This window comes from Streptomyces sp. SDr-06 (assembly GCF_003324565.1).
Taxonomy (GTDB): domain Bacteria; phylum Actinomycetota; class Actinomycetes; order Streptomycetales; family Streptomycetaceae; genus Streptomyces.
The window spans coordinates 159,716-182,229 of record NZ_QOLA01000005.1; the positions used below are offsets into that span (position 1 = coordinate 159,716).

Genomic DNA, 22,514 nt, shown 5'->3' on the forward strand with positions numbered 1-22,514 from the left:
AGACCAGGACACGCGTTGGCCACGTGACCAACGCGTGTCCAACAGCGGTCAGGAACGCCCAGAAACGCCTGGACAGAGGATGCATCGGACAGCAACAAAGGGCCCCCGATCAGGCGATAAAACACCTGGTCAGGGGCCCTTTTATTGACTAGCTGGGCCAGGGGTGGCGGCCCCGGTCGTCCTCCGCACCCCGGCCCGGTCGCGGCCGGGCTCAGCCCAGGCGGTCCGCCAGGGCCTTGAACTCCTCCCAGTCCATCGACGGCGTCCGCGCGTCCCACAGCTTCTGGGCCGTCGCGCGCAGCGGCATCCGGATGCCGCGCGCCACCTGCTCCTCGGTCTGGGCGCCGGGCACGTCCGACCAGAGAGCGAACCGCCCGCCCAGGACCTGCCCGGCGTACTTGGCGTCCACGGGCTTGGTGGAGCGCAGCACCAGCGGCGTCCACTCCTCGTAGATCCGCTTGCCGGTGGGGTACTTGTAGCTCCCCGGCTCGCCCAGGACGTAGTACAGGTACTCGTCGTTGAGGTTGACCACCGCGCGCCCTTCGGCGAGGTACTCCTCGGGGGCGCGCTCGCCGGGCTCCTTGCCGGTCCAGTACTCCACCTCGCGGCCCTGGTCCGCGGCCACCTTGCCGCCGGGGAAGAAGCCGTCGTTCCACGCCTTGAAGGTGCGGCCCGCGGCGGCCGAACGGAGCGTCGCGGCACGGTCGTTGAGCCAGCCCGCCGCCAGGTCCTGGATGCCCGCCTTGGGCCCGTACCTGGCGCGGGCGGCGTCGGCGAGAGTCGGATAGGCGGTCTCGGGCGTGGCCGGGGCCTTCACCGACAGCGCCTGGTACTCGTCGCCGCCCAGGTGCCAGTACGCCCCGGGGAACAGGTCGGCGTACTCGCGCAGGAGGTCGTCGACGATGCGCCCGGCGTCGGGGTTGGCGAGGTCGACGGCGCCCTTGACCGGCTTGCCGTCCTTGTCGCGCAGCTGGAGGTCGGGGTGGGCGGCGAGCACCGCGCCGAGGTGGCCCGGCGAGTCGATCTCGGGGACCACGGTGATGTGCAGCTTGGTGGCGAGGGCCACGATCCGCTGGACCTCGCGCTTGCTGAGGTGCTCGCGCGAGACGACCTCGGGGTGGCTCGCCGACTCGATGCGGAAGCCCTGGTCGTCGGAGAAGTGCAGCCCGAGCTGATTGAGCTTCAGGTCGGCCATCTGCCGCAGCTGGTCCTCGATCCAGGCCGCGCTGTACGCCTTGCGCGCGATGTCGAGGTTGAGCCCGCGCTGGGGCTTGTCCGGCCGGTCCTCGACCACCCCTTCGGGCATCACCGCGCCGCCCTTGAGCGCCTGCTTGAGGGTGCGGGTGCCGTAGAAGACCCCGGCGTCGTCGGGCCCGGTGATCCGTACCCGGCGGTCGTGCGTGGTCAGCGTGTACGACTCGGCCACCGCCTTCTGCCCCTTCGGCGGCGGGGTCAGGGCCAGCTCGATGTCGCCCTCGCGGGGCTGCCCGCCCTGGGCGTAGTCGGCGCCGAGCTCCTGCGCGAGCAGCTTGCCCTCGTCGGTGAGGCTCTCGCTGCCGGCCGCCACGATCACCCGCGTCGAGTCGACGGGCCGGAAGCCGGGCCCGCGCGCGGGGCGGTGTTCGCGTACGGAGGGGATGGTGCGGGGCGGCGAGGAGATCGGGTAGATCGGCGACGGGGACGGCAGCACCGAGGAGGCGGGCCTGTTGTCGATCGGGCCGCCGTGCCCGCCGTGAGTGTCGTCGTCCGGCCAGACCGCGATGATCAGCGCCAGCACGACGAGGCCCGCGAGGGCCACCTTCAGGACCAGGGCGCGGCGGCCGCGGGGCCGGGGCGGCCAGGCGGGGCGGGACCGGGGCGTACGCGGCCGGGAGGCGCGCGCCTCGGACGACGGCGAGGACGACCGCTTCGGGTCACCGGGCTCCGGCGTCCGGGCCCGTGACATCCTGAAACGCGACATCACTCAGAAACCTCCCGTCCAACGACAGTAAGGGCGATCCGGAGACCCCGGACAGCGGTCGGACAACTGGGGTGAAGGTACGCCGAAGTGCCCGGGTGCCCGTCCACCGCGCATGACCCGGCTTGCACGTCCGGGTGAACTTCGCGCGACCTCCGGGCGCCTCCCGCTCCACGTGGATAGCGTGGCGGCACTCCCACCTCCCTTGCCACTCCAGTCTCCGTGCTCCCCAGCCCTTCCCGTTCCGTACTACCGCGTCCCGCGCAGTGTTCGAGGAGCCCACGCTGTCCAGCGATTCCCACGCCGGCCCCCGGAAGCGACCGCCGACACTCCATCACACTCCTCGTGCCCAGGGGCGGGCGGCCATACCGAATCAGCTGCGGGGCACATCCGTTCCGACGGCCGCCCCGGAGCCCGGCGGGCTCGACCGGTTCAACCGCGCCTCCGTCGGCGCCGCCGAAGCGGCCCTGCTCTCCTGCTGCGCGAGCCGCCGCTGGGCCGCGCGGATCACGGCCCACCGCCCCTACCCGGACCTGGACGCCCTGCTCGCGGCGGCCGACGAGGCCAGCTACGACCTGTCCGCCGGCGACCTCGCCGAGGCGCTGGCCGAGGAGCCGTCGCCGGGGCTGCACGAGAGCGCGCCCCAGGCGGCCCACATGGCGCTGGGCGCCGCGCACGCGCGGTACGAGAGCAGTTTCGGGCACGCCTTCGTGATCTGCCTCGACGGGGTCAGCCCGGCCGAGCACCTGGACGAGGTACTCGCCGGGATCCGGGTGCGGATGAACAACGAACGGGACGAGGAGCACTCGATCGCGGCCGAGGAACTGCGCCGTCTCGCCCGCGCCCGACTCGCCCATCTCGTGTCCAACCACCCCGAACCAGACACCCCGAGCCCCGCGCATGGCGTTCTCTAGGCCGTACGAGCCTGTTTGATTGCCTGTTTGATCACACCTATGGACCCGGCGCAAGGGAACCGACATCTCGTCGCTACGATGACCGGGGCCGGTGGACCGTACCCGGCCGGGTCAGACCGACACTGAAGCCGGCCGGCCCTCAACACCGCTCCCGGAGGGTTCTTCCGTGCCGGCTGGAACGCTGTACCGCGGCCGGGAAGGAATGTGGTCCTGGGTGGCTCATCGAGTCACCGGCGTCCTCATCTTCTTCTTCCTGTTCGTACACGTCCTCGACACCGCTCTCGTGCGTGTCTCCCCCGAGGCGTACGACAAGGTCGTGGCCACCTACAAGACGCCCATCGTCGCGTGTCTGGAGTACGGCCTCGTCGCCGCCATCCTGTTCCACGCGCTCAACGGCCTGCGCATCATCGCCGTGGACTTCTGGTCCAAGGGGCCGCGTCTCCAGAAGCAGATGCTCTGGACCGTCGTGGTCATCTGGGTCGTGCTGATGGCGGGCGCGCTCTACCCGGTGCTCGGGCACGCCGCACGTGAACTGTTCGGGAGCTGAGGACTGAATGTCTGCCGAAACCTCTTCCGCTTCCGCGATCGGCGAGGTCGAGGGCGCGAGCCTGTACGACACCGATCACCCGGCCCCGCTCATCGAGGCCCCGCGCAAGCGCACCGCGAAGACCCCGAAGTCGACCCGCACCAACTTCGAGCTGTACGGCTGGCTGTTCATGCGGCTGTCCGGCATCGTGCTGGTCGTCCTGGTCCTCGGCCACCTGCTCATCCAGCTGGTCCTGGACGGCGGCGTCTCCAAGATCGGCTTCGCGTTCGTCGCGGGCCGCTGGGCGTCCCCGTTCTGGCAGGTCTGGGACCTGACCATGCTGTGGCTGGCCATGCTGCACGGCGCCAACGGCCTGCGCACCGTCATCAACGACTACGCGCAGCGGGACAACACCCGCTTCTGGCTGAAGATGCTTCTCTACACCGCCACGGTGTTCACCGTCCTGCTGGGCACGCTGGTGATCTTCACCTTCGACCCGAACATCCGCTAGGCCACGGGCTGAGGGACTGAGGAATTCTCTGATGAAGATCCACAAGTACGACACCGTCATCGTCGGCGCCGGCGGCGCCGGCATGCGCGCGGCCATCGAGTCGACCAAGCGCAGCCGCACCGCCGTGCTCACGAAGCTCTACCCCACCCGCTCCCACACCGGCGCGGCGCAGGGCGGCATGGCCGCCGCGCTCGCCAACGTGGAGGAGGACAACTGGGAGTGGCACACCTTCGACACGATCAAGGGCGGCGACTACCTGGTCGACCAGGACGCCGCCGAGATCCTGGCGAAGGAGGCCATCGACGCCGTCCTCGACCTGGAGAAGATGGGCCTGCCCTTCGGCCGTACGCCCAAGGGTGAGATCGACCAGCGCCGGTTCGGCGGTCACTCCCGCAACCACGGCGAGGCCCCGGTCCGCCGTGCCTGCTACTCGGGCGACCGCACCGGCCACATGATCCTCCAGACGCTCTACCAGAACTGCATCAAGGAGGGCGTGGAGTTCTTCAACGAGTTCTACGTCCTCGACCAGCTCCTGGTGGAGGAAGACGGCGTCAAGAAGTCCGCGGGCGTCGTCGCCTACGAGCTGGCGACCGGCGAGATCCACGTCTTCCAGGCCAAGTCGGTCATCTACGCCTCGGGCGGCACCGGCAAGTTCTTCAAGGTGACGTCCAACGCGCACACCCTGACCGGTGACGGCCAGGCCGCGTGCTACCGCCGCGGGCTGCCCCTGGAGGACATGGAGTTCTTCCAGTTCCACCCGACGGGCATCTGGCGCATGGGCATCCTGCTGACGGAGGGCGCCCGCGGTGAGGGCGGCATCCTCCGCAACAAGGACGGCGAGCGCTTCATGGAGAAGTACGCGCCGGTCATGAAGGACCTCGCGTCCCGTGACGTCGTCTCGCGCTCCATCTACACCGAGATCCGCGAGGGCCGGGGCTGCGGTCCCGAGGGCGACCACGTCTACCTCGACCTGACGCACCTCCCGCCGGAGCAGCTCGACGCCAAGCTCCCGGACATCACGGAGTTCGCGCGCACCTACCTGGGCATCGAGCCGTACACGGACCCGATCCCGATCCAGCCCACCGCGCACTACGCCATGGGCGGCATCCCGACGAACGTCCAGGGTGAGGTCCTCGCGGACAACACCACGGTCGTGCCGGGTCTGTACGCGGCCGGCGAGGTCGCCTGCGTGTCCGTGCACGGCGCCAACCGCCTGGGCACCAACTCGCTCCTGGACATCAACGTGTTCGGCAAGCGCGCGGGCATCGCCGCCGCCGAGTACGCGCACACCACGGAGTTCGCCGAGCTTCCGGAGAACCCGGCGGCGATGGTCGAGGCGCAGGTCGCGAACCTGCTGTCGGCGACCGGCACCGAGCGCGTCTCGGTCATCCGCAAGGAGCTGCAGGAGACCATGGACGCCAACGTCATGGTCTTCCGCACCGAGCAGACGATCAAGACGGCGGTCGAGAAGATCGCCGAGCTGCGCGAGCGGTACAAGAACGTGTCCGTCCAGGACAAGGGCAAGCGGTTCAACACCGACCTCCTGGAGGCCATCGAGCTGGGCAACCTGCTCGACCTGGCCGAGGTCATGGCCGTCTCCGCCCTCGCGCGCAAGGAGTCCCGCGGCGGTCACTACCGCGAGGACTACCCCAACCGCGACGACGTCAACTTCATGCGCCACACCATGGCGTACCGCGAGGTCGCGGACGGCGGCAAGGACTCGATCCGCCTCGACTACAAGCCTGTCGTCCAGACCCGCTACCAGCCGATGGAGCGTAAGTACTGATGGCAACCCCGACTCTCGACAAGGCCGACCAGGCCGGCGCGCCGGAGCCCGGCTTCGCCGACTCGCCGTACATCACGGTCACCTTCCGCATCCGCCGCTTCAACCCGGAGATCTCCGAGGAAGCGACGTGGGAGGACTTCCAGCTGGAGATCGACCCGAAGGAGCGTGTGCTCGACGGTCTCCACAAGATCAAGTGGGACATGGACGGGTCGCTGACCTTCCGTCGCTCCTGCGCCCACGGCATCTGCGGTTCCGACGCCATGCGCATCAACGGCAAGAACCGCCTCGCCTGCAAGACGCTGATCAAGGACATCAACCCGTCCAAGCCCATCACCATCGAGGCCATCAAGGGCCTCACGGTCCAGAAGGACCTGGTCGTGGACATGGAGCCGTTCTTCCAGGCGTACCGCGACGTGATGCCCTTCCTCATCACGAAGGGCAACGAGCCGACGCGCGAGCGCCTGCAGTCCCCCGAGGACCGCGAGCGCTTCGACGACACGACGAAGTGCATCCTGTGCGCCGCGTGCACGTCCTCGTGCCCGGTCTTCTGGAACGACGGCCAGTACTTCGGCCCGGCCGCGATCGTGAACGCGCACCGCTTCATCTTCGACAGCCGTGACGAGGCGGGCGAGCAGCGCCTGGAGATCCTGAACGACAAGGACGGTGTGTGGCGCTGCCGCACCACGTTCAACTGCACCGACGCGTGCCCGCGTGGCATCGAGGTCACCAAGGCCATCCAGGAAGTCAAGCGCGCCCTGATCACGCGCCGCTTCTGATTCCCGTACGGCTCCGACGAGGGCCCCGCACCCGGAAGTCCGCTTCCCGGTGCGGGGCCCTCGCCGTTGCGCGAACGGCCGGAATCGCCGTCAGTGGCCCGGCTCGCCCAGCGGGGAGACGGGGCGCTCGAAGAACGTCTCCAGGGACACCGTCGCCTGCGTCCCGCTCACCCCGTCGATCGCGTACAGCCTGCGCAGCACGGACTGGAGCTGCTCGGTCGTGGCGGTGCGCACCTTCACCAGGACCGAGGCGGTGCCCGCGATCACATGGGCCTCCTGGATCTCCGGGATCGCCGCGAAGGCGGCCGCCGAATCGCCCATCCAGGACGTCGAGTCAACCATCACGAAGGCCAGCACGCCCTGGCCGAGCGCCGCGGGGTCCACCTCGACCGTTGTGCGCCGGATCACTCCCCGCTCGCGCAGCTTGCGCACCCGCTCGTGCGCCGCGCCGGCCGACAGGCCCACCTCCTTGCCCAGCGCCGCGTACGCCGTGGTCGCGTCCCGCTGGAGCAGGGCCACCAGCCTGCGGTCGATGTCATCCACATTCCCCATGGCTGAACCATATCCCGTTCTGACATAGTCGTCATCGACCGAATATAGTTCGGATACATGACGGCAAGGGGAGACCATGTCCACACAGGCCCGCACTCCGCTGTACGAGATCCTGGACGAGCGGTTCCGTACCGGCCGCTGCGCCAACGGCGACGACCGCCTCGACGTCCTGTACGACGGCTGCCGCTGGGCCGAGGGACCGCTCTACCTGCCCGCCTGGCGCCAGTTCGTCTGGAGCGACATCCCCAACGACCGGATGCTGCGCTGGGACGAGCACACCGGCGCGGTCTCCCTCTTCCGCTCCCCCGCCGGGCACCCCAACGGCAACACGCTCGACCGCGAGGGCCGGCTCGTCACCTGCGAGCAGGGCCACCGCCGGGTCACCCGCACCGAGCCCGACGGCCGCGTCACCGTGATCGCCGAGCGGTACGACGGCAAGCGGCTCAACAGCCCCAACGACGCGGTCGTGCGCTCGGACGGGTCCATCTGGTTCTCCGACCCCGACTTCGGCATCACGAGCGACTACGAGGGCGTCCGCGCCGAACCCGAGATCGGCGGCTGCCACGTCTACCGGGCCGACCCGGCGACCGGCGAGGTACGGCTCGTCGCGGACGGGTTCGGCGCGCCCAACGGGCTCGTCTTCTCCCCCGACGAGCGCCAGTTGTACGTGTCCGACACCCGGGGTGGAACCATCCGCGTCTTCGACGTCTCGGACGACGGGACGCTCCGCGCCGGCAAGGTGTTCGCCGAGGCCACCGACGGCGTCAGCCGCTTCGACAACATCCGCTTCGACGACGGCGGGCGGCTCTGGGCCGCCGCCATGGCGGGCGGCGTGCACTGCTACGACCCCGACGGCACGCTGATCGGGCGGCTCCTCGTGCCCGAGCCCGTCTCCAACATCGCGTTCGGCGGCCCCAAGAACAACCGGCTCTTCATCACCGCCACCACCTCCCTGTACTCCGCCGTCATGAGCGTCACGGGCCTGCCGCGCGTGCGGGGTTGAGGACGGGCCCAGCGGCCGCGGCCGACACGTGGCCGATTAGGCTCTTGCCGTGCCAGCAGAGAACGCGCCTGAAGAGACCGCCCCCGCCGCGTCCGGGCAGGCCGGGGACGATGGGCCGGGGGTGCGCCCCGCCAAGGGCGAACAGACCCGCACGCTCATCCTGGAGACCGCGATGCGGCTGTTCCAGGAGCGGGGGTACGACAAGACCACGATGCGGGCCATCGCCCAGGAGGCCGGGGTCTCGGTCGGCAACGCGTACTACTACTTCGCCGGCAAGGAGCACCTCATCCAGGGCTTCTACGACCGGATCGCGGCCGAGCACCAGGCGGCGGTCAGGGAGGTCCTGGACACCGAGACCGACCTGGAGGCCCGGCTCGCCGGGGTGCTGCGGGTGTGGCTCGACATCGCCTCGCCCTACCACGAGTTCGCGGCCCAGTTCTTCAAGAACGCGGCGGATCCGGACAGTCCGCTCAGCCCGTTCTCCTCGGAGTCCGAGCACGCCAGGGAAGCGGCGATCTCGGTGCACCGGGAGGTCCTGGCCGGCACGAAGACCAAGGTGCCGGCCGAACTCGTCGACGTCCTGCCCGAGTTGATGTGGCTCTCCCAGATGGGGCTCGTCCTGTACTGGGTGTTCGACCGGTCCCCCGGCCGCGAGCGGAGCTACCGTCTCGCGGCGCGGGGCGCCAAGCTGACCACGCGGGGGGTGGCGCTGGCCCGGTTCCGGGTGCTGCGGCCGCTCGTCCACGAGGTGCACGAGCTGTTCACCGACTTCCTGCCGGGCATGTCGCAGGCGGCGGCCTCCCGCAAGAACGCGCGCGAGAAGCACTAGCCCGTCCCGCTCACAGCCCCAGCGCCGCCTTCACCTCCCCTGCGACGGCCACGATGTCCCCCTTCGGCTCCACCCCGTACGCCGGATGCGTCCGCACCCACTTGTCCTCCAGGGCGTACCAGTCGACCGGCGCCGGGGGGCGGCCCGTGTCCAGGGACGTGCTCAGGGTGTCGAAGTAGGTGCGCCAGCGCAGCGTGTACAGGCCTCCCACCAGGCCGGACCACTCCCGGTTGGCGTAGTCGCGCAGTCCCCCGCCGTCGGCCGCGGCCCGCGGGCCCCACACCGTCAGCAGCGACACGGCGTCGTAGGCGAGCCGGTCCTTCTCCGCGGCGGTCGCCCCCCATGACCTCGCGTCCGCGATCCAGCGGCCGAGCAGGTGGCCCCGGTCGGTCGCCACCACCCGTTCGAGCAGCGCCAGGCAGCGCAGCCACGCGCCGGTGAGCTCGGCGAAACTCCCCTTGTCCTTCGCCTCGTACGCGTCACGGATCCGCGGGAGCAGCGCCCGGGAGCGGTTGGACAGGGTCTGGCGGGTCACGTCCATGAGGTCGTAGCGGTAGGCCGAGCTGGTGCGCAGGGCGGGGGCGACGGCCAGCAGGGCCGGCAGGGCCCCCTCGAACTCGTCGGCGTCGTACCGGAGTCGAGGCGGGGACCAGGAGGCGGCCGAGGTCGTGGTGAGACTCGGGCGGGCGCCGAACAGGCCGTCCGCCCCCTCGCTCCAGGAGTCGGCCCGGGTGGTGCCGTACGCGGTGCGGCGCAGCACGTCCCAGGCCTGCACCGCGTGGGTGTCGGCGGCGCCGTACCGGTAGGACGGCCACTGGGTGAACCAGCTCTCCAGGTCGACGGGGCCGTCCGTCCAGGCCAGGTCGGAGAAGAGGGCGAAGGCGGCGGGGTTGTTGTCCGCGCCCTCCGGCATCAGCGCGATGCCGTCGAGGGCGCTGTCCGGCTTGGTGCGCCAACTCTCGTACAGAGCGGCCCAGTCGGGGGTGTTGGCGCCCATCGCGGTGTGACCGCCGAAGTTCCAGATGGAGCCGAACGCGTAGGGCGCGCCCTCCCAGGACTGTTCGCGGTCGGTGACGGAGGGGAAGCGGTCGGAGAGGCCGTCGACGATGAACAGCTTCGTCTTGTCGACCGCTTCGATGATCTCGCGGTGCGGGTTCTCCTGCCAGCCGAGCAGGTTCCAGATCGCCCCGGGGTGCGCCGTGCGCAGCGCGTGCTCGACGGCCCGGGCGGCCGCGCCGACCGGGACGTCGCCGGGGGTGCCGCCCTCGTGCAGCAGGTCCATCTTGTACATGGAGGTGTCGCCGAGCAGGTCGCTCTGCACCCGGTAGAACGTCTCGGCGATGCGGGCGAAGTGGTCGGAGCGCGGGTCCAGCCAGTCGGGCCGGGCGAAGCCCACCCAGGTGCCCTGGGGCACCACGTGCGCGCCCGGGTTGCGGGCGGCGAAGCCGGGCGGGACCGTGCCGAAGTAGCCGGGCAGCACGGGGGTCATGGCGAGTTCACGGAGGCGGCCGACGATGCGGACGGCCAACTCGGCTCGCTGGTCGAGGAGTTGCCGCGAGACGGGGCCGCCGAAGCCGGACATGTTCTGGAGCAGCCACCACGGCTGGTGGGAGGCGCCGGGGATCCAGGAGCGCAGCTCGGCGTCGGCGTAGCCGTGTGCGAGGAAGGTGCGGTGGTAGACGGAGTCCGCGCCGAGGTAGACGAGCACCTCGTTGTAGCCGTGCAGGGCCAGGATGTCGAGCTCGCGCTCCCAGTACGCCCAGTCGTGATAGGTCCCGGTGTAGCCGTCGTTGGTGTCGTTGAACACGAAGCGGTGGGTGACGTTGGCGGTCCTCTCGACGGGCTCCGTCACGGCCGGGAGCCGGCCGGGCAGCCGGGTCTGCTCGCCCGCCCAGGAGATGTGGGCGTGGCCGACCTGTCTCACGTACGTGTGGAATCCGGCCAGTTGGACGGCCGGGGTGGTTCCCTCGACGGTGATCCGGCCGGCCGGGCCAAGGACCCGGAAGCGGTCGCGGCCGGCCGCGCGCGGCACCGTGCGGAAGGTGACCTGGTCGCGGTGGGCGGGCAGCAGCCGGGCCAGCGCCCGCGCGGCGGGCCCCCGGGCGGCCACGGACCCGGCCTCGGTGGCGTACCCGGCCTCGGTGCCCGCCCCGAGGGCGAGGGCCGATCCGGCGAGTGAGCTCAGGAGCGTACGACGGGAAAGGCGCATCCCCCGACGGAAGCAGCGTGTCCGTGCGCGGTCAATGGAGCAGAACCGGTGACTCCTTGGACAAAAGCCCTTTGGGTGAACAGCCCCGTTCCCGGCCCGCCGCCCGGAATCCGCCGCTCCGGGCCCGCCCGCCCGGACCCGGCGGCGGACCTCAGATCCAGCCCAGCTCCCACAGCCGCCACACGCCCGTGCCGTCCGACAGGTACTGCGAACCGCTGACGTCCTTGTTGCCGAGCACGTAGTTCTTGCCCTGCCACAGCGGAATCAGCGGGACGTCCTGGGCGACCTTCTCCTGGAGCGCCTTGAAGTCGTCGGCAGCCCGGCCGCGGTCGATGAACTCCTGGGTGCGCTGGATGATCTCGTCGGCGCCCTTGTCGGAGTAGTTGTTGTGGAGGCTGTTGCCGGTGCCGACGAGCGGCTGGGAGAAGTTGTCGGGGTCGGGGAAGTCGGCGAGCCAGCCGGCGGTGTACGCGTCGTACTTGCCCTCGGCGTAGTTCTGCTGCATCTTCGGCCAGTCCGGCTCGGCGATCAGGTCGACCTGGAAGAGGCCGTCGCGCTCCAGCTGCTTCTTGAGCTGCTCGGCCTCCGCGCCGTTCGCGCCCAGCTTGCGGTAGGCCAGGTTGAAGCGGACCGGGAGCTGCTCGCCCTTCAGGAGCGTCCTCGCCCTGGCCGCGTCGGGCTTGGGGTAGGCGTCGAAGAACGCGGTGCTGTGCCCGGTGAAGCCCTGCGGGATCACCGAGTAGAGCGGGTCCACGGTGCCGCTGTAGACGGCGGTGGCCAGCGCGGCCCGGTCGACCAGGGCGGCCGCGGCCTCGCGCACCTTGACCTTGGAGACGGGGGTCGGGGACTTCACGTTGAAGTTGAGCTCGCGGATGTCGTAGCCCGGCGAGGTGCTGATCCGCAGGTCCGGGCCGGGCGAGAGCTTGGCCAGCACCTCGGGCGGCATCTCGCGGTGGGTGACGTCGACCTGCTTGGCCTGCCAGGCGGCGTTGAGCTGATCGGCTTCGGCGAAGTAGCGAACCGTGACGGGCAGCCCCGTCTTCGTGACCGCGCCCTCGTAATGGGGGTTGGCTTCCAGGCGGGCGCTGACCGGCCGCCCCGAGGCGTCCTTCTCGTACGCCTTCAGCACGTACGGCCCCGAGCCGACCACCGTGTTCTCCTTGCGGAGCGAGTCCGCCGGGTACTGGCTGCTGTCGACGATCGAGCCCGCGCCGGTGGCGAGCTTGGAGGGGAAGGTGGCGTCCTTGCTCTTCAGGTTGAAGGTGACCGTGTTCCCCTCGGCCCGCACCGAGCCGAGCATGGAGAACAGCGGGGCCGGGCCCAGCTTGTCGGCGATCTTCAGCATCCGGTCGAAGGAGAACTTCACGTCCTCGGCGGTCATCCTGCGCCCGCTGGAGAAGCTGATGTCGTCGCGCAGCACGCACTGGTAGGTCTGGAGCTTCTGCCCGACGAACGCGCAGCTCTTCGCGGCGTCCGGGACCGGGGTCGTGCTGCCCTGCCGGAAGGTGAGCAGCGACTGGTAGACGTTGTTGTAGATCGCCCAGGACCCGGCGTCGTAGGCGCCCGCCGGGTCGAGCGAGGTGATCACGTCGGTGGTGCCGACGACGATGGGGTCCTTCTTCCCCTGGTCGGACGGCAGCAGCTGCCAGCCACCGAGCCCCGCGACCACCACAGCCGCGCCTATGGCCACCATTCGCATACGGATCGACCGCATCGCCGTGCTCTCCTCGGAACGCCCCACCCCTGATCGACGCGCGGAGTCAGCACGCTGCGCCTGTGATGACGCTCACCCAATCACACGACCTTCACATTGTGGAAGGGTCAACCTTCTCCTCACAGCGACTCGTTAGCCGAGCGTGACGGAGCTCTCCGTAGCCAGGCGTGCACGCCGCAACTGGCCCAAGGGGGAAACCGCCCACAAGGGAGGCGGTCGGGCGCCCGCGTCGCGCGCGAGCCCGCCGGTGTCCTTCCACAGCTTCTTCACGACGGGGGCGGGCCCCGCTCGCGGGGCCCTGGGATGCCGGTTCGATACTGGCAGTGAACGCCACGCCCACCCCGAAGGACTTTCCATGAAGCTCAGCCGCCGCGTCTCCTGGTTCCTGCTCGCGTTCGGGGCCTGGTCCTGGGTGGTGTGGGTGACCTTCGCGAAGAACCTGTGGGCCGACGCCAGCGGGCTCGCTTTCGACCACGGGCGGCCCACGGCGTACTTCTGGGTCCACCTGACGCTCGCGATCGTCTCGTTCATCCTGGGAACGGTCATCGGCGTCATCGGGCTCCGGGGAGTCCGGGCGAACCGGCTCCCGCACCAGGAGGGGCGGAGCTGACCCGTTCCGGCTCAACCCGTGCGTGGCAGGTCGTCGACCGTCGCGGTCTGCCGCCCCGTCTCCAGCTTGCTGACCTTGGACTGAGGCCACCCCGGCTCATGAGCCAACTCCCGCTCGGTGAAGCCCCGTTGGGCGCGCAGGTCACGGAGCTGTGCGCCCAGGGCAACTCTGGCTTGCTGAAGACCGGTCGTCACTCGGCGGACGGTACCTGGCCCACAAAGGCCGCGCATCGCGGCACGACAGGGGCAGGTCGGGGTGTGGCGGACCTCTGAACCCTCCCGCTCCGGTCCGGCTGAGGGCCCGTGCCGGGCCACCGATGCGTCGCGGACGCCCGCCGTCGGCGCCCCCTCGTGCGTTCAGACACCCCCGGCCGGGTGGGAGCTCACGGCGGGTCATCCGTGCGATGATCCGATCGTTGGCCGCAGCCTGTACGTTCTCGAACGTGTCTGCCGTGAACGTTTCGAAGAAGAGCGCACCGCACCCCCTCACCGCGCGCCCTCGCGCGTCGAAGAGGGCCGCGGGGCTCGCCCTGTCCGTCGCCGTGGCCGCGGCCGCGGCGCTGCCCGCCGGCCCGGCCGCCGCGCTGCCCCGGGACGAGAAGCCGGCCGTCTCCACCACGCCCGGTGCGCCGGGCAAGCCCGCCAACGACCCGCCGCCGAGCGACATGTCGAAGGTGGGCGGGGACCAGCTCGGCCAGGCCGGTACCCAGGCGCGGCTCGGCGCCGGGGCACCCGTGCTGCCCAAGGACGTGACCGCCCGGTCCTGGATCGTCGCGGACGCCGAGAGCGGCCAGGTGCTCGCCTCGCACAACGCGCACTGGCGGCTGCCGCCCGCCTCCACCCTGAAGATGCTGTTCGCGGACACCGTGCTGCCGAAGTTCCCCCGGGACCAGCAGTACACGGTGACCCCGGCCGACCTGGCCGGGCTGGGTCCGGGCAGCAGCATGGTGGGGGTCAAGCCGAACCTGCCGTACTCCGTGCACGACCTGTGGCTCGGGGTCTTCCTGCGCTCCGGCAACGACGCCGTGCACGTGCTGTCCTCGATGAACGGCGGCGTGCCCAAGACCGTCAAGGACATGCAGGACCGCGCGGACGAGCTCCAGGCCCTGGACACCCGGGTGGTCTCGCCGGACGGCTACGACATGCCGGGCCAGGTCTCCAGCGCGTACGACCTCACGCTGTTCGCGCGCTCGGGGCTCCAGAACAAGGACTTCCGCGAGTACTGCGCGACGGCCACCGCGAAGTTCCCCGGCGCCGAGGGCAAGGACAAGAAGCGCGAGACCCAGGAGATCCAGAACACCAACCGGCTGCTCACCGGCGACTTCGGGCTGAGCCCCTACAAGGGCATCGCGGGCGTCAAGAACGGCAACACCACCAACGCGGGCGCCACCTTCACCGGGGTCGCCGAGCGGGGCGGCAAGGTGCTGCTCGTCACCGTCATGCACCCCGAGTCGGCCGAGAGCCAGGCCGTCTACAAGGAGGCGGCCCGGCTGCTCGACTGGGGGTTCGCGGCGAACGGCAAGGTCACCCCGGTCGGTGAGCTGGTCCCGCCGAAGTCGGCGACGACCGGCACCGGCGCGGGCAGCACGCAGGGCGGCACGAAGAACCGCCGCGGGCAGGAGGCGGCCGCCGCCAAGGGTGAAAGCGGCGGGGCCGGGGTCGCACTCGCCATCGCGGGCGGCGCGCTGGTCCTCGTCGCGGGCGCGGTCTTCCTGATCAACCGTCGCTGGCCGCTTCGGAAGCGGTGAGCTCCGGGTCGTCCTCCTTGGCCGGGGTGGCCGTCCACGCCGCGCAGAACAGGAGCAGCTTCGCCGTGAAGTTGATCCAGAGCAGCAGCGCGATGGGCACCCCGAAGGCACCGTACATGCTCTTGGCGGCCACGCCCTTCATGTAGCCGCCGAGCAGCATCTTCAGGAGCTCGAAGCCGACCGCGCCGAGCAGCGCGGCCACCATCAGACGGTGGCGCGGCGGGCTCACCCCGGGCAGCAGGGTCAGCACGTAGAGCAGCAGCAGGAAGTCGGCGAGGACGGCGACCGCGATCGCGGCGACGCGCAGCAGCACCCCGCCCGCGCCGCCCTGGTCGATGCCGAGCCGGTCGGCGGTCCAGCCGACCGCGGTGGAGCCGATGGAGGACGCGGCCCAGGAGGCGAGCCCGGCGCCGCCGAGGCCGAGGAGCACACCGCCGTCCTTGAGCTTGCGCAGGATCGGGTTCTCGCCCTCGTCGGCCTCCTCCATCTCCCACACCACGCGCAGACAGCCGCGCATCTGGGAGACCCAGCCGATGCCGGTGAAGAGCAGCAGCGCGCCCGCGACGACGCCGACGGTGCCCGCGTTGTCGATCAGCGCCTGGAGGTCGAGCTGGTCGGAGATGCCGGGGACCTGCTCGGCGATGGTCTGCTGGAACTTGTGCACCTGCCCGGTGGAGAGCAGCGCGGCGGCGACGGCCGCGCCGACGGTGAGCAGCGGGAAGAGCGCGAGGAAGCTGATGAAGGTGATGGCGGCGGCCAGCCTGGACCAGGCGACGCGGTCGAGCCGCTCGTACGAACGCCAGGCGTGGGTCCGCATGAGCCGGGCGAGCCACGGCCCGACGACGGGGAGTTTCTTCAGCCAGTCCATGACGTACGACTACCCTTTCCCGCGCTGCTCTGTCCGTCCGCGGCCGGGCGCCCGGCGCCGAAGACCAGCGTTCTCGTACCCCAGAATCGCAGGCAGGTGGCGAGCGCCATGCCGAGGACGGCGCCCGAGAGCGTGTCGGCGCGCGGGGAGGTGAACCCGAGGCCGTAGTGCGAGACCGCGATGCAGAGCACCTGCACGAGGGCGCCCGCGAGGTTCACGGCGAGGAACACGGCGTACCCGCGCCGGCCGGCCCGGCGCCCGCGATAGGTGCCGAAGGCGTTGCCGAGGTAGGCGACCGTGCAACCGGCCACGAACGAAAGGGACTTGGCGGCGATGGGGTCCCAGCCGAGCCCGGACCGCAGCCACACGAACAGCCCGAGGTCGGCGGCGTACGCGCAGATCCCGGCCAGCGCGAACCCCACCACCTCGGACCTGGCGACGCTCACAGGCCGATCACCGCGAGCGCGTACATCGCGACCCAGACCAGGCCGATGACCGCCAGCGCACGGTCGTGCAGGACGACGTCCTCGGGCGCCCCCGCGCTCCCCCGGTCGGCGAAGACGGCGTAGCGCAGGATCGCCCCGATGAAGGGGACCATCGACAACTGCCGCCAGGGCAGCAGCGATCCGCCCGCGACGCCGCCGCTCTCCAGCGCCCACATGCAGTAGGCGAGGACCGCGACCCCGGCGGCGAGCTGCCACACGAACCGCAGATAGCCGGTGGTGTACGCGTCCAGGAGCGAGCGGGTGGCCGCGCCCTGGCCCTCCATCCGGAGGGCCTCGGAGTAGCGCTTGGCGGAGACCATGAACAGCGCGCCGAACCCGGCGGTGATCAGGAACCAGCGGGACAGCGGGATGCCGAGCGCGACCCCGCCGACCATCGCCCGCATGAGGAACCCGGTGGTGACGACGACCAGGTCGACGACCAGGACGTGCTTGAGCTTGACGCAGTAGGCCAGTTGCATCACGACGTACGCGGTGAGCAGGGTGGCCGTCATCGCGTTGCAGGTCAGCGCGGCGGCCAGCGGCGCGAGCACCGCGAGGACCCCGCCGGTCGCGTAGGCGAGGCCCACCGGGACCCGCCCGGCGGCGACCGGCCGGTGGCGCTTGTCGGGGTGGGCGCGGTCGGCCTCGGCGTCGCGGGCGTCGTTGACGAGGTAGACGGCACTGGCCGCGGTCGTGAACAGACAGAAGACCAGGGCGAGTTGGGCGATGACATGGGGACTGGTCAGCCTGCCCGCGGCGGCGGGCGCGGCCACCACCAGCACGTTCTTGATCCACTGGCGGGGCCGCGCGGTGCGCACCAGGGCGGCGGGCAGCGCGAGCAGGCGCCGGGGGGCGGAGACGGAGCCGGGCCCCGGCTCTTCGAGGAGGACCGCACCGGGCTCGGTCATCGGCGCCCCCCTTCGATCGGTCTGCGCATCCAGGCCGCGCCCGCCCGCGCGGTGACACCGCCGAGCAGCGCGCCCGCCGCGATGTCGCTCGGGTAGTGCACGCCCGCGACCATGCGGGACACGCACATCGCGGCGGCCAGCGGCGGCACCAGACGCGCCCCGGCCGGTCGCAGCGCGCCGAACGCGACCGCGGCCGCGGCCGCCGAGCTGGCGTGCGAGCTCGGGAAGGAGTGCCGTCCGGCGGTACGCACCAGGGGCTCGGCCGCCGGAAGGCGCGGGCGGGGTCTGCGCACCACGCGCTTGACGCCCATGCTGGCCAGGTGGGCGGCGGCGACCAGCGCGGTGCCGCGCAGCCAGGCCGCGCGCCGGTCCCGGTCGGCGGCGGCCGCGGCGAGCCCGGCCCCGAGCCAGAGCGCGCCGTGCTCCCCCGCCCAGGACAGCGCCCGGGTGGCCGCGGCCACCCGGGGATCGGCGCCGCAGTCGCGCAGTGCGGCCAGCAGCCGCCGGTCGGCGTCGGTGCACGACGACTTCCGCATCTGTCACCCCTCATCCGTGACGTCGGCCCGCCAGCCGGCCGTAGGCCACGGGCGACTCTCCTGCGCCGCCGCATATGAATCCGGGACAAAGCGGACTGACACACAGGTAATCACCCATTTTGCTGAGTGGTTTATCGGGGCGGTTCGCTCGGCGGGCGGGCGGGACAGCGGGGTGGCGGCGCGAGGGGCGGCGACCGCCGGGTCGGGGCGGGTGACGGAGACCGCGGGGCCGGGAGAGGCAAAGACAAAGCGGACTATCAAGGCGCTACCGTCGCATTCATGTCTGCCGACACGTCACCCGTCACGTCACCCGACAGCACGCTCGCGCACCCGGGCCCGCCGACGTCCGTGAGCGGCTGGGGCCGCACCGCCCCGACCACGGCACGGGTCCTGCGCCCCCGCAGTTACGAGGAGGCGGCCGCCGCCGTCCGGGCGTGCGGGCAGCGCGGCACGATCGCGCGCGGGCTCGGCCGGGCCTACGGGGACGCCGCGCAGAACGCGGGCGGCACCGTCCTCGACCTGACCGGCCTCGACCGCGTCCGCAGCGTGGACGCCGACGCGGGCGTGGTCGTCTGCGACGCGGGCGTCAGCCTGCACCGCCTGATGGAAGTCCTGCTGCCGCTGGGCTGGTTCGTGCCCGTGACGCCCGGCACGCGCTACGTCACGGTCGGCGGGGCGATCGGCGCCGACATCCACGGCAAGAACCACCACGTCTCGGGCTCCTTCGCCCGCCATGTGCGGGAGCTCGAACTGCTCACCGCGGACGGCACGGTACGTACCCTCACGCCGGGCAGCGAACTCTTCGACGCGACGGCCGGCGGGATGGGACTGACGGGTGTCATCCTGCGCGCAGCCGTCCAACTCCTGCCCGTGCAGACCTCGTTGATGGCCGTGGACACCGAACGGGCCGCGGATCTGGACGACCTGATGGACCGGCTCGCGTCGGGGGACCACCGCTACCGGTACTCGGTGGCATGGATCGACCTCCTCGCGCGGGGCGCCGGGACGGGGCGGTCGGTGCTGACCCGCGGGGAGCACGCGCCGCTCGACATGCTGCCGCCCCGCGCCCGCCGCAGCCCGCTCGCCTTCCGGCCGCGCAGACTTCCGCCCGCCCCCGCCTTCCTGCCCGAGGGACTGCTCGGCCGCGCCTCCGTATCGGCGTTCAACGAACTCTGGTACCGCAGGGCGCCGAAGCACCGCACGGGGGAGCTCCAGCGCATCTCCACGTTCTTCCACCCGCTCGACGGCGTGCCGCACTGGAACCGGGTCTACGGCCGGGGCGGCTTCGTGCAGTACCAGTTCGTCGTCGGGTACGGGCAGGAGGACACCCTGCGGGCCATCGTGCGCCGCATCGCACGGCACGGCTGCCCCTCCTTCCTCGCCGTCCTCAAGCGGTTCGGCGAGGCCGACCCCGGCTGGCTGTCCTTCCCGCTCCCCGGCTGGACGCTGGCCCTCGACATCCCCGCCAACCTGCCGGGCCTGGGCGCCCTCCTCGACGAGCTGGACGAGGAGGTGGCGGACGCGGGCGGCCGTGTCTATCTGGCGAAGGACGCGCGGATGCGACCGGAACTGGTGGAGCGCATGTACCCGAGGCTGGCCCAATTCCGTTCGCTGCGCGCCGAGTTGGACCCGTCCGGCGTCTTCCGCTCGGACATGAGCCGCCGCCTGGGCCTCTGACCTCCGGCCCGGACCTCCCCGTACACCCTCACCCCACGGAGCCCTGATGAAGGACGCATTCGGCACCCCGCAGTCCCTGCTCGTGCTCGGCGGCACGTCCGAGATCGGCCTCGCCACCGCCCGGCGCCTGGTGGCCCGCCGCACCCGCACGGTCTGGCTCGCGGGCAGGCCGTCGCCCGCCCTCGAAGCGGCCGCGTCCGACCTGCGCGACCTGGGCGCGGACGTCCACACCCTGGCCTTCGACGCGCTCGACGCGGCCGCGCACGAGGACGCGCTCGGCAAGGTGTTCGCCGAGGGCGACATCGACATGGTGCTGCTGGCGTTCGGGGTGCTCGGCGACCAGACCCGCGACGAGGGCGAGCCGCTCGCCGCGGTGCGGGTCGCCCAGACCAATTACACGGGCGCGGTCTCGGCGGGCCTCATCTGCGCGAAGGCCCTCCAGCGGCAGGGCCACGGCTCTCTGGTCGTGCTGTCCTCGGTGGCCGGCGAACGCGCCCGCCGCGCCAACTTCATCTACGGGTCGAGCAAGGCGGGCCTCGACGCGTTCGCCCAGGGCCTGGGCGACGCGCTGCACGGTTCGGGGGTGCACGTCATGGTCGTACGCCCCGGCTTCGTCCGTACGAAGATGACGGCCGGGCTCGCCGAGGCCCCCCTCGCCACGACCCCCGAGGCGGTCGCCCTCGCCATCGAGACGGGCCTGCGACGGCGGGCCGAACTGGTGTGGGTGCCGGGGGCGTTGCGCGTGGTGATGTCGGCCCTGCGCCACGCCCCCCGAAGCGTCTTCCGCCGCCTGCCGGTGTAGCCCCGGGGCTCCGCCCCGGACCCCGTTCGCGCCCAAAGGGCGCTCGTCCTCAATCTCCCCCAAGGCCTTAAGAGCCAGGGGGGACCCCCATGACGGGCTGAAGACGCCAGCACTGGCCCGCACCCGTACCGCCAGGGGCGCGGGGAACTGCGCGAGAAGCACGCACGGCAGACGGACGAAAGAGGGTCAGGGGCGCGGGGAACTGCGCGAGAAGCACGCACGGCGGACGGACAAAGGAGGGTTAGGGGCGCGGGGAACTGCGCGAGCAAGCGAGCACGGCCCGCAGCCGAAAGGCGATCGGGGCCGGGGCGCAGCCCCGAAGGGGACGGGGCGCAGCCGCGAAGGGGGCTAGCGGAGGGAGGGGTGGTCCAGGGTGGTGGCCTGGGCGGGAACCCCCCGCGCCCCCATCCCGAACGGGTAGTCGTGGAGCTTGCGCCACACCCCGTCCACCCCCTGCTCATACAGCGCGAACCCCCCACACGTCCAGGACGCCGAGAACCCGGCGAGCGCCTCGTACGCCAGGTCCATCGCCTCCTCGGAGATTCCGTGGGCCACCGTCACATGGGGGTGGTAGGGGAACTGGAGCTCTCGCACCAACGGCCCCGCCTCGTCCCGTACCCGCTGCTGGAGCCACGCGCAGTCGGCCGCGCCCTCCACCACCTTGACGAACACGACCGGGGACAACGGACGGAACGTCCCCGTGCCCGCGAGCCGCATCCCGAACGGGCGGCCCGCCGCCGCGACCGAGGCGAGGTGCGCCTCGATCTCCGGCAGGCACTCCGCCTCGACCTCGTGCGGCGGCAGGAGGGTGACGTGCGTGGGGATGCCGTGCGCGGCGGGATCCCCGAAGCCCGCGCGCCGCTCCTGGAGCAGGCTGCCGTACGGCTCCGGGACCGCGATCGAAACGCCGAGCGTTACGGTCCCCACGTCGTTCTCCTCCATGCTGTCGGTCGTGCTCTCGTTGGTGCGGTGCTGTGCAGTGTGACGGGCTTGCCCGCGTCTGGCCAGAGACCGGGGGGCCGGCTCCGGCCGGACGTCCGGATCAGTGCTTGGCGGGCAGCAGGCCGACCTTGTCGTACGCCGCCGCCAGCGTCTCGGCGGCGACCGCGCGGGCCTTCTCCGCGCCCTTGGCGAGCAGCGAGTCCAGCGTCTCGGGATCGTCCAGGTACTGCTGCGTACGGGTCCGGAACGGCGTCACGAACTCGACCATCACCTCGGCGAGGTCGGTCTTGAGCGCGCCGTACATCTTGCCCTCGTACTCGGCCTCCAGGGCGGCGACCGTCTTGCCGGTGAGGGTGGAGTAGATGGACAGCAGGTTGGAGACACCGGGCTTGTTCTCGGTGTCGTACTTGATCACCGTGTCGGTGTCGGTGACCGCGCTCTTGACCTTCTTGGCCGTGGTCTTCGGGTCGTCGAGGAGGTTGATGAGGCCCTTCGGCGTCGACGCCGACTTGCTCATCTTGATCGACGGGTCCTGGAGGTCGTAGATCTTCGCCGTCTCCTTGAGGATGTACGGCGCCGGGACGGTGAACGTCTCGCCGAACCGGCCGTTGAAGCGCTCGGCGAGGTCACGGGTGAGCTCGATGTGCTGGCGCTGGTCCTCGCCGACCGGGACCTCGTTCGCCTGGTAGAGCAGGATGTCGGCGACCTGGAGGATCGGGTAGGTGAACAGGCCCACCGTCGCGTTCTGGGCCCCCTGCTTGGCGGACTTGTCCTTGAACTGCGTCATCCGGCTGGCCTCGCCGAAACCGGCCAGGCAGTTCATGATCCAGGCGAGCTGGGCGTGCTCGGGGACATGGCTCTGGACGAACAGCGTGCAGCGCTCGGGGTCGAGACCGGCGGCGAGCAGCTGGGCCGCGGCGAGCCGGGTGTTGGCGCGCAGCTCGGCCGGGTCCTGCGGGACGGTGATCGCGTGGAGGTCGACGACCATGTAGAACGCGTCGTGGGACTCCTGCAGCGCCACCCACTGGCGGACCGCGCCGAGGTAGTTGCCGAGGTGGAACGAGCCCGCGGTGGGCTGGATTCCGGAGAGCACACGCGGACGCTGCTGCAAGCCGTTCCCCTGGGGGTGGAGGTGGGCGACGGGTGGGCGAGTCGAGGCCAT

The 22,514-nt window shown here is 71.3% G+C and carries 22 protein-coding genes; 11 read left to right on the top strand and 11 right to left on the bottom strand.

Annotated features, from left to right (window positions below; genetic code table 11):
- Positions 1-211: 211 nt before the first annotated feature.
- Positions 212-1,960 (bottom strand): beta-N-acetylhexosaminidase, encoded by a 1,749-nt coding sequence (locus tag DT019_RS13715; protein ID WP_223279484.1) that lies wholly within the window; start codon positions 1,958-1,960, stop codon positions 212-214.
- 263 nt (positions 1,961-2,223) lie between these two features.
- Between DT019_RS13715 and DT019_RS13720 the strand changes: the two genes are divergently transcribed.
- The 5 genes from DT019_RS13720 (at position 2,224) to DT019_RS13740 (ending at position 6,470) form a co-directional block, all read left to right on the top strand.
- Positions 2,224-2,871 carry a 2-oxo-4-hydroxy-4-carboxy-5-ureidoimidazoline decarboxylase gene (locus tag DT019_RS13720; RefSeq protein WP_223279485.1) on the top strand — a complete coding sequence of 216 codons (648 nt, stop codon included), beginning with the start codon at positions 2,224-2,226 and terminating at the stop codon, positions 2,869-2,871.
- A 166-nt stretch (positions 2,872-3,037) separates the two neighbouring features.
- A complete protein-coding gene (gene sdhC / locus DT019_RS13725; protein ID WP_114037067.1) occupies positions 3,038-3,418 on the top strand; it encodes a succinate dehydrogenase, cytochrome b556 subunit in 381 nt (126 codons plus the stop codon).
- A gap of 7 nt (positions 3,419-3,425) precedes the next feature.
- A complete protein-coding gene (locus DT019_RS13730) occupies positions 3,426-3,908 on the top strand; it encodes a succinate dehydrogenase hydrophobic membrane anchor subunit (RefSeq protein ID WP_114037068.1) in 483 nt (160 codons plus the stop codon).
- Positions 3,909-3,939: 31 nt separating this feature from the next.
- Positions 3,940-5,694 (top strand): succinate dehydrogenase flavoprotein subunit, encoded by a 1,755-nt coding sequence (gene sdhA, locus DT019_RS13735; protein ID WP_114037069.1) that lies wholly within the window; start codon positions 3,940-3,942, stop codon positions 5,692-5,694.
- A complete protein-coding gene (locus DT019_RS13740) occupies positions 5,694-6,470 on the top strand; it encodes a succinate dehydrogenase iron-sulfur subunit (RefSeq protein WP_114037070.1) in 777 nt (258 codons plus the stop codon). Before sdhA ends, DT019_RS13740 begins: the two co-directional genes overlap by 1 nt.
- A 90-nt stretch (positions 6,471-6,560) precedes the next feature.
- On the opposite strand, the gene DT019_RS13745 is transcribed toward DT019_RS13740, so the two are convergent.
- Positions 6,561-7,013 carry an Lrp/AsnC family transcriptional regulator gene (locus DT019_RS13745; RefSeq protein ID WP_114037071.1) on the bottom strand — a complete coding sequence of 151 codons (453 nt, stop codon included), beginning with the start codon at positions 7,011-7,013 and terminating at the stop codon, positions 6,561-6,563.
- A gap of 85 nt (positions 7,014-7,098) precedes the next feature.
- Between DT019_RS13745 and DT019_RS13750 the strand changes: the two genes are divergently transcribed.
- Both DT019_RS13750 and DT019_RS13755 read left to right on the top strand, forming a co-directional pair.
- Positions 7,099-8,025 (top strand): SMP-30/gluconolactonase/LRE family protein, encoded by a 927-nt coding sequence (locus DT019_RS13750; RefSeq protein WP_114037072.1) that lies wholly within the window; start codon positions 7,099-7,101, stop codon positions 8,023-8,025.
- A gap of 172 nt (positions 8,026-8,197) precedes the next feature.
- Entirely contained in the window at positions 8,198-8,854 is a 657-nt protein-coding gene (locus DT019_RS13755; protein WP_114037260.1) for a TetR/AcrR family transcriptional regulator, read from the top strand.
- A 10-nt stretch (positions 8,855-8,864) separates the two neighbouring features.
- Here DT019_RS13755 and DT019_RS13760 read toward each other — a convergent pair whose 3' ends face one another.
- Together DT019_RS13760 and DT019_RS13765 are read right to left on the bottom strand one after the other, a co-directional pair.
- Entirely contained in the window at positions 8,865-11,063 is a 2,199-nt protein-coding gene (locus DT019_RS13760) for an alpha-N-acetylglucosaminidase (RefSeq protein WP_114037073.1), read from the bottom strand.
- A gap of 151 nt (positions 11,064-11,214) precedes the next feature.
- Positions 11,215-12,777 (bottom strand): ABC transporter substrate-binding protein, encoded by a 1,563-nt coding sequence (locus tag DT019_RS13765; RefSeq protein ID WP_114037074.1) that lies wholly within the window; start codon positions 12,775-12,777, stop codon positions 11,215-11,217.
- A gap of 355 nt (positions 12,778-13,132) precedes the next feature.
- Here DT019_RS13765 and DT019_RS13770 point away from each other — a divergent pair, with 355 nt between their 5' ends.
- Positions 13,133-13,387, top strand: a complete 255-nt coding sequence (locus tag DT019_RS13770; RefSeq protein WP_114037075.1) for an SCO4848 family membrane protein — start codon at positions 13,133-13,135, stop codon at positions 13,385-13,387.
- 11 nt (positions 13,388-13,398) lie between these two features.
- Here the strand turns inward: DT019_RS13770 and DT019_RS13775 are convergent, their stop codons facing one another.
- Positions 13,399-13,581, bottom strand: coding sequence for a helix-turn-helix domain-containing protein (locus DT019_RS13775; RefSeq protein ID WP_114037076.1), 183 nt, complete (start codon positions 13,579-13,581; stop codon positions 13,399-13,401).
- 209 nt (positions 13,582-13,790) lie between these two features.
- Here DT019_RS13775 and DT019_RS13780 point away from each other — a divergent pair, with 209 nt between their 5' ends.
- Positions 13,791-15,134: a D-alanyl-D-alanine carboxypeptidase family protein gene (locus DT019_RS13780; RefSeq protein ID WP_388976320.1), complete on the top strand. Its 1,344-nt coding sequence runs from the start codon at positions 13,791-13,793 to the stop codon at positions 15,132-15,134.
- Here the strand turns inward: DT019_RS13780 and DT019_RS13785 are convergent.
- The 4 genes from DT019_RS13785 to DT019_RS13800 are packed head-to-tail and all read right to left on the bottom strand — an operon-like array spanning position 15,103 to position 17,931.
- On the bottom strand, positions 15,103-16,002 hold the full coding sequence (locus DT019_RS13785; RefSeq protein ID WP_114037078.1) for a YihY/virulence factor BrkB family protein: 900 nt from the start codon (positions 16,000-16,002) through the stop codon (positions 15,103-15,105). The two genes, DT019_RS13780 and DT019_RS13785, sit on opposite strands and share 32 nt — an antisense overlap.
- Positions 15,990-16,448, bottom strand: a complete 459-nt coding sequence (locus tag DT019_RS13790; protein WP_114037079.1) for a GtrA family protein — start codon at positions 16,446-16,448, stop codon at positions 15,990-15,992. The genes DT019_RS13785 and DT019_RS13790 overlap by 13 nt, the downstream gene beginning before the upstream one ends.
- Positions 16,445-17,395 carry a decaprenyl-phosphate phosphoribosyltransferase gene (locus DT019_RS13795; protein ID WP_114037080.1) on the bottom strand — a complete coding sequence of 317 codons (951 nt, stop codon included), beginning with the start codon at positions 17,393-17,395 and terminating at the stop codon, positions 16,445-16,447. Before DT019_RS13795 ends, DT019_RS13790 begins: the two co-directional genes overlap by 4 nt.
- Positions 17,392-17,931 carry a phosphatase PAP2 family protein gene (locus DT019_RS13800; RefSeq protein WP_114037081.1) on the bottom strand — a complete coding sequence of 180 codons (540 nt, stop codon included), beginning with the start codon at positions 17,929-17,931 and terminating at the stop codon, positions 17,392-17,394. The genes DT019_RS13795 and DT019_RS13800 overlap by 4 nt, the downstream gene beginning before the upstream one ends.
- Positions 17,932-18,210: 279 nt before the next feature.
- Here DT019_RS13800 and DT019_RS13805 point away from each other — a divergent pair, with 279 nt between their 5' ends.
- Both DT019_RS13805 and DT019_RS13810 read left to right on the top strand, forming a co-directional pair.
- A complete protein-coding gene (locus DT019_RS13805) occupies positions 18,211-19,608 on the top strand; it encodes an FAD-binding oxidoreductase (protein ID WP_114037082.1) in 1,398 nt (465 codons plus the stop codon).
- A gap of 46 nt (positions 19,609-19,654) precedes the next feature.
- Complete coding sequence (locus DT019_RS13810; RefSeq protein WP_114037083.1) at positions 19,655-20,410, top strand: decaprenylphospho-beta-D-erythro-pentofuranosid-2-ulose 2-reductase; 756 nt, start codon at positions 19,655-19,657, stop codon at positions 20,408-20,410.
- Positions 20,411-20,758: 348 nt separating this feature from the next.
- Here the strand turns inward: DT019_RS13810 and DT019_RS13815 are convergent, their stop codons facing one another.
- Positions 20,759-21,337, bottom strand: a complete 579-nt coding sequence (locus DT019_RS13815; protein ID WP_114037261.1) for a 2'-5' RNA ligase family protein — start codon at positions 21,335-21,337, stop codon at positions 20,759-20,761.
- A gap of 115 nt (positions 21,338-21,452) precedes the next feature.
- Positions 21,453-22,514, bottom strand: coding sequence for a tryptophan--tRNA ligase (trpS, locus tag DT019_RS13820; protein WP_317617759.1), 1,062 nt, complete (start codon positions 22,512-22,514; stop codon positions 21,453-21,455).

Bases quoted from the DNA above. Each gene is read 5' to 3' on its own strand.
- DT019_RS13715 (WP_223279484.1), bottom strand. From the start codon at position 1,960: ATGTCGCGTTTCAGGATGTCACGGGCCCGGACGCCGGAGCCCGGTGAC.
- DT019_RS13730 (WP_114037068.1), top strand. From the start codon at position 3,426: ATGTCTGCCGAAACCTCTTCCGCTTCCGCGATCGGCGAGGTCGAGGGC.
- sdhA (WP_114037069.1), top strand. From the start codon at position 3,940: ATGAAGATCCACAAGTACGACACCGTCATCGTCGGCGCCGGCGGCGCC.
- DT019_RS13740 (WP_114037070.1), top strand. From the start codon at position 5,694: ATGGCAACCCCGACTCTCGACAAGGCCGACCAGGCCGGCGCGCCGGAG.
- DT019_RS13750 (WP_114037072.1), top strand. From the start codon at position 7,099: ATGTCCACACAGGCCCGCACTCCGCTGTACGAGATCCTGGACGAGCGG.
- DT019_RS13755 (WP_114037260.1), top strand. From the start codon at position 8,198: ATGCGGCTGTTCCAGGAGCGGGGGTACGACAAGACCACGATGCGGGCC.
- DT019_RS13760 (WP_114037073.1), bottom strand. From the start codon at position 11,063: ATGCGCCTTTCCCGTCGTACGCTCCTGAGCTCACTCGCCGGATCGGCC.
- DT019_RS13765 (WP_114037074.1), bottom strand. From the start codon at position 12,777: ATGCGGTCGATCCGTATGCGAATGGTGGCCATAGGCGCGGCTGTGGTG.
- DT019_RS13770 (WP_114037075.1), top strand. From the start codon at position 13,133: ATGAAGCTCAGCCGCCGCGTCTCCTGGTTCCTGCTCGCGTTCGGGGCC.
- DT019_RS13780 (WP_388976320.1), top strand. From the start codon at position 13,791: ATGATCCGATCGTTGGCCGCAGCCTGTACGTTCTCGAACGTGTCTGCC.
- DT019_RS13785 (WP_114037078.1), bottom strand. From the start codon at position 16,002: ATGGACTGGCTGAAGAAACTCCCCGTCGTCGGGCCGTGGCTCGCCCGG.
- DT019_RS13795 (WP_114037080.1), bottom strand. From the start codon at position 17,395: ATGACCGAGCCCGGTGCGGTCCTCCTCGAAGAGCCGGGGCCCGGCTCC.
- DT019_RS13800 (WP_114037081.1), bottom strand. From the start codon at position 17,931: ATGCGGAAGTCGTCGTGCACCGACGCCGACCGGCGGCTGCTGGCCGCA.
- DT019_RS13805 (WP_114037082.1), top strand. From the start codon at position 18,211: ATGTCTGCCGACACGTCACCCGTCACGTCACCCGACAGCACGCTCGCG.
- DT019_RS13810 (WP_114037083.1), top strand. From the start codon at position 19,655: ATGAAGGACGCATTCGGCACCCCGCAGTCCCTGCTCGTGCTCGGCGGC.
- trpS (WP_317617759.1), bottom strand. From the start codon at position 22,514: ATGGCCTCGACTCGCCCACCCGTCGCCCACCTCCACCCCCAGGGGAAC.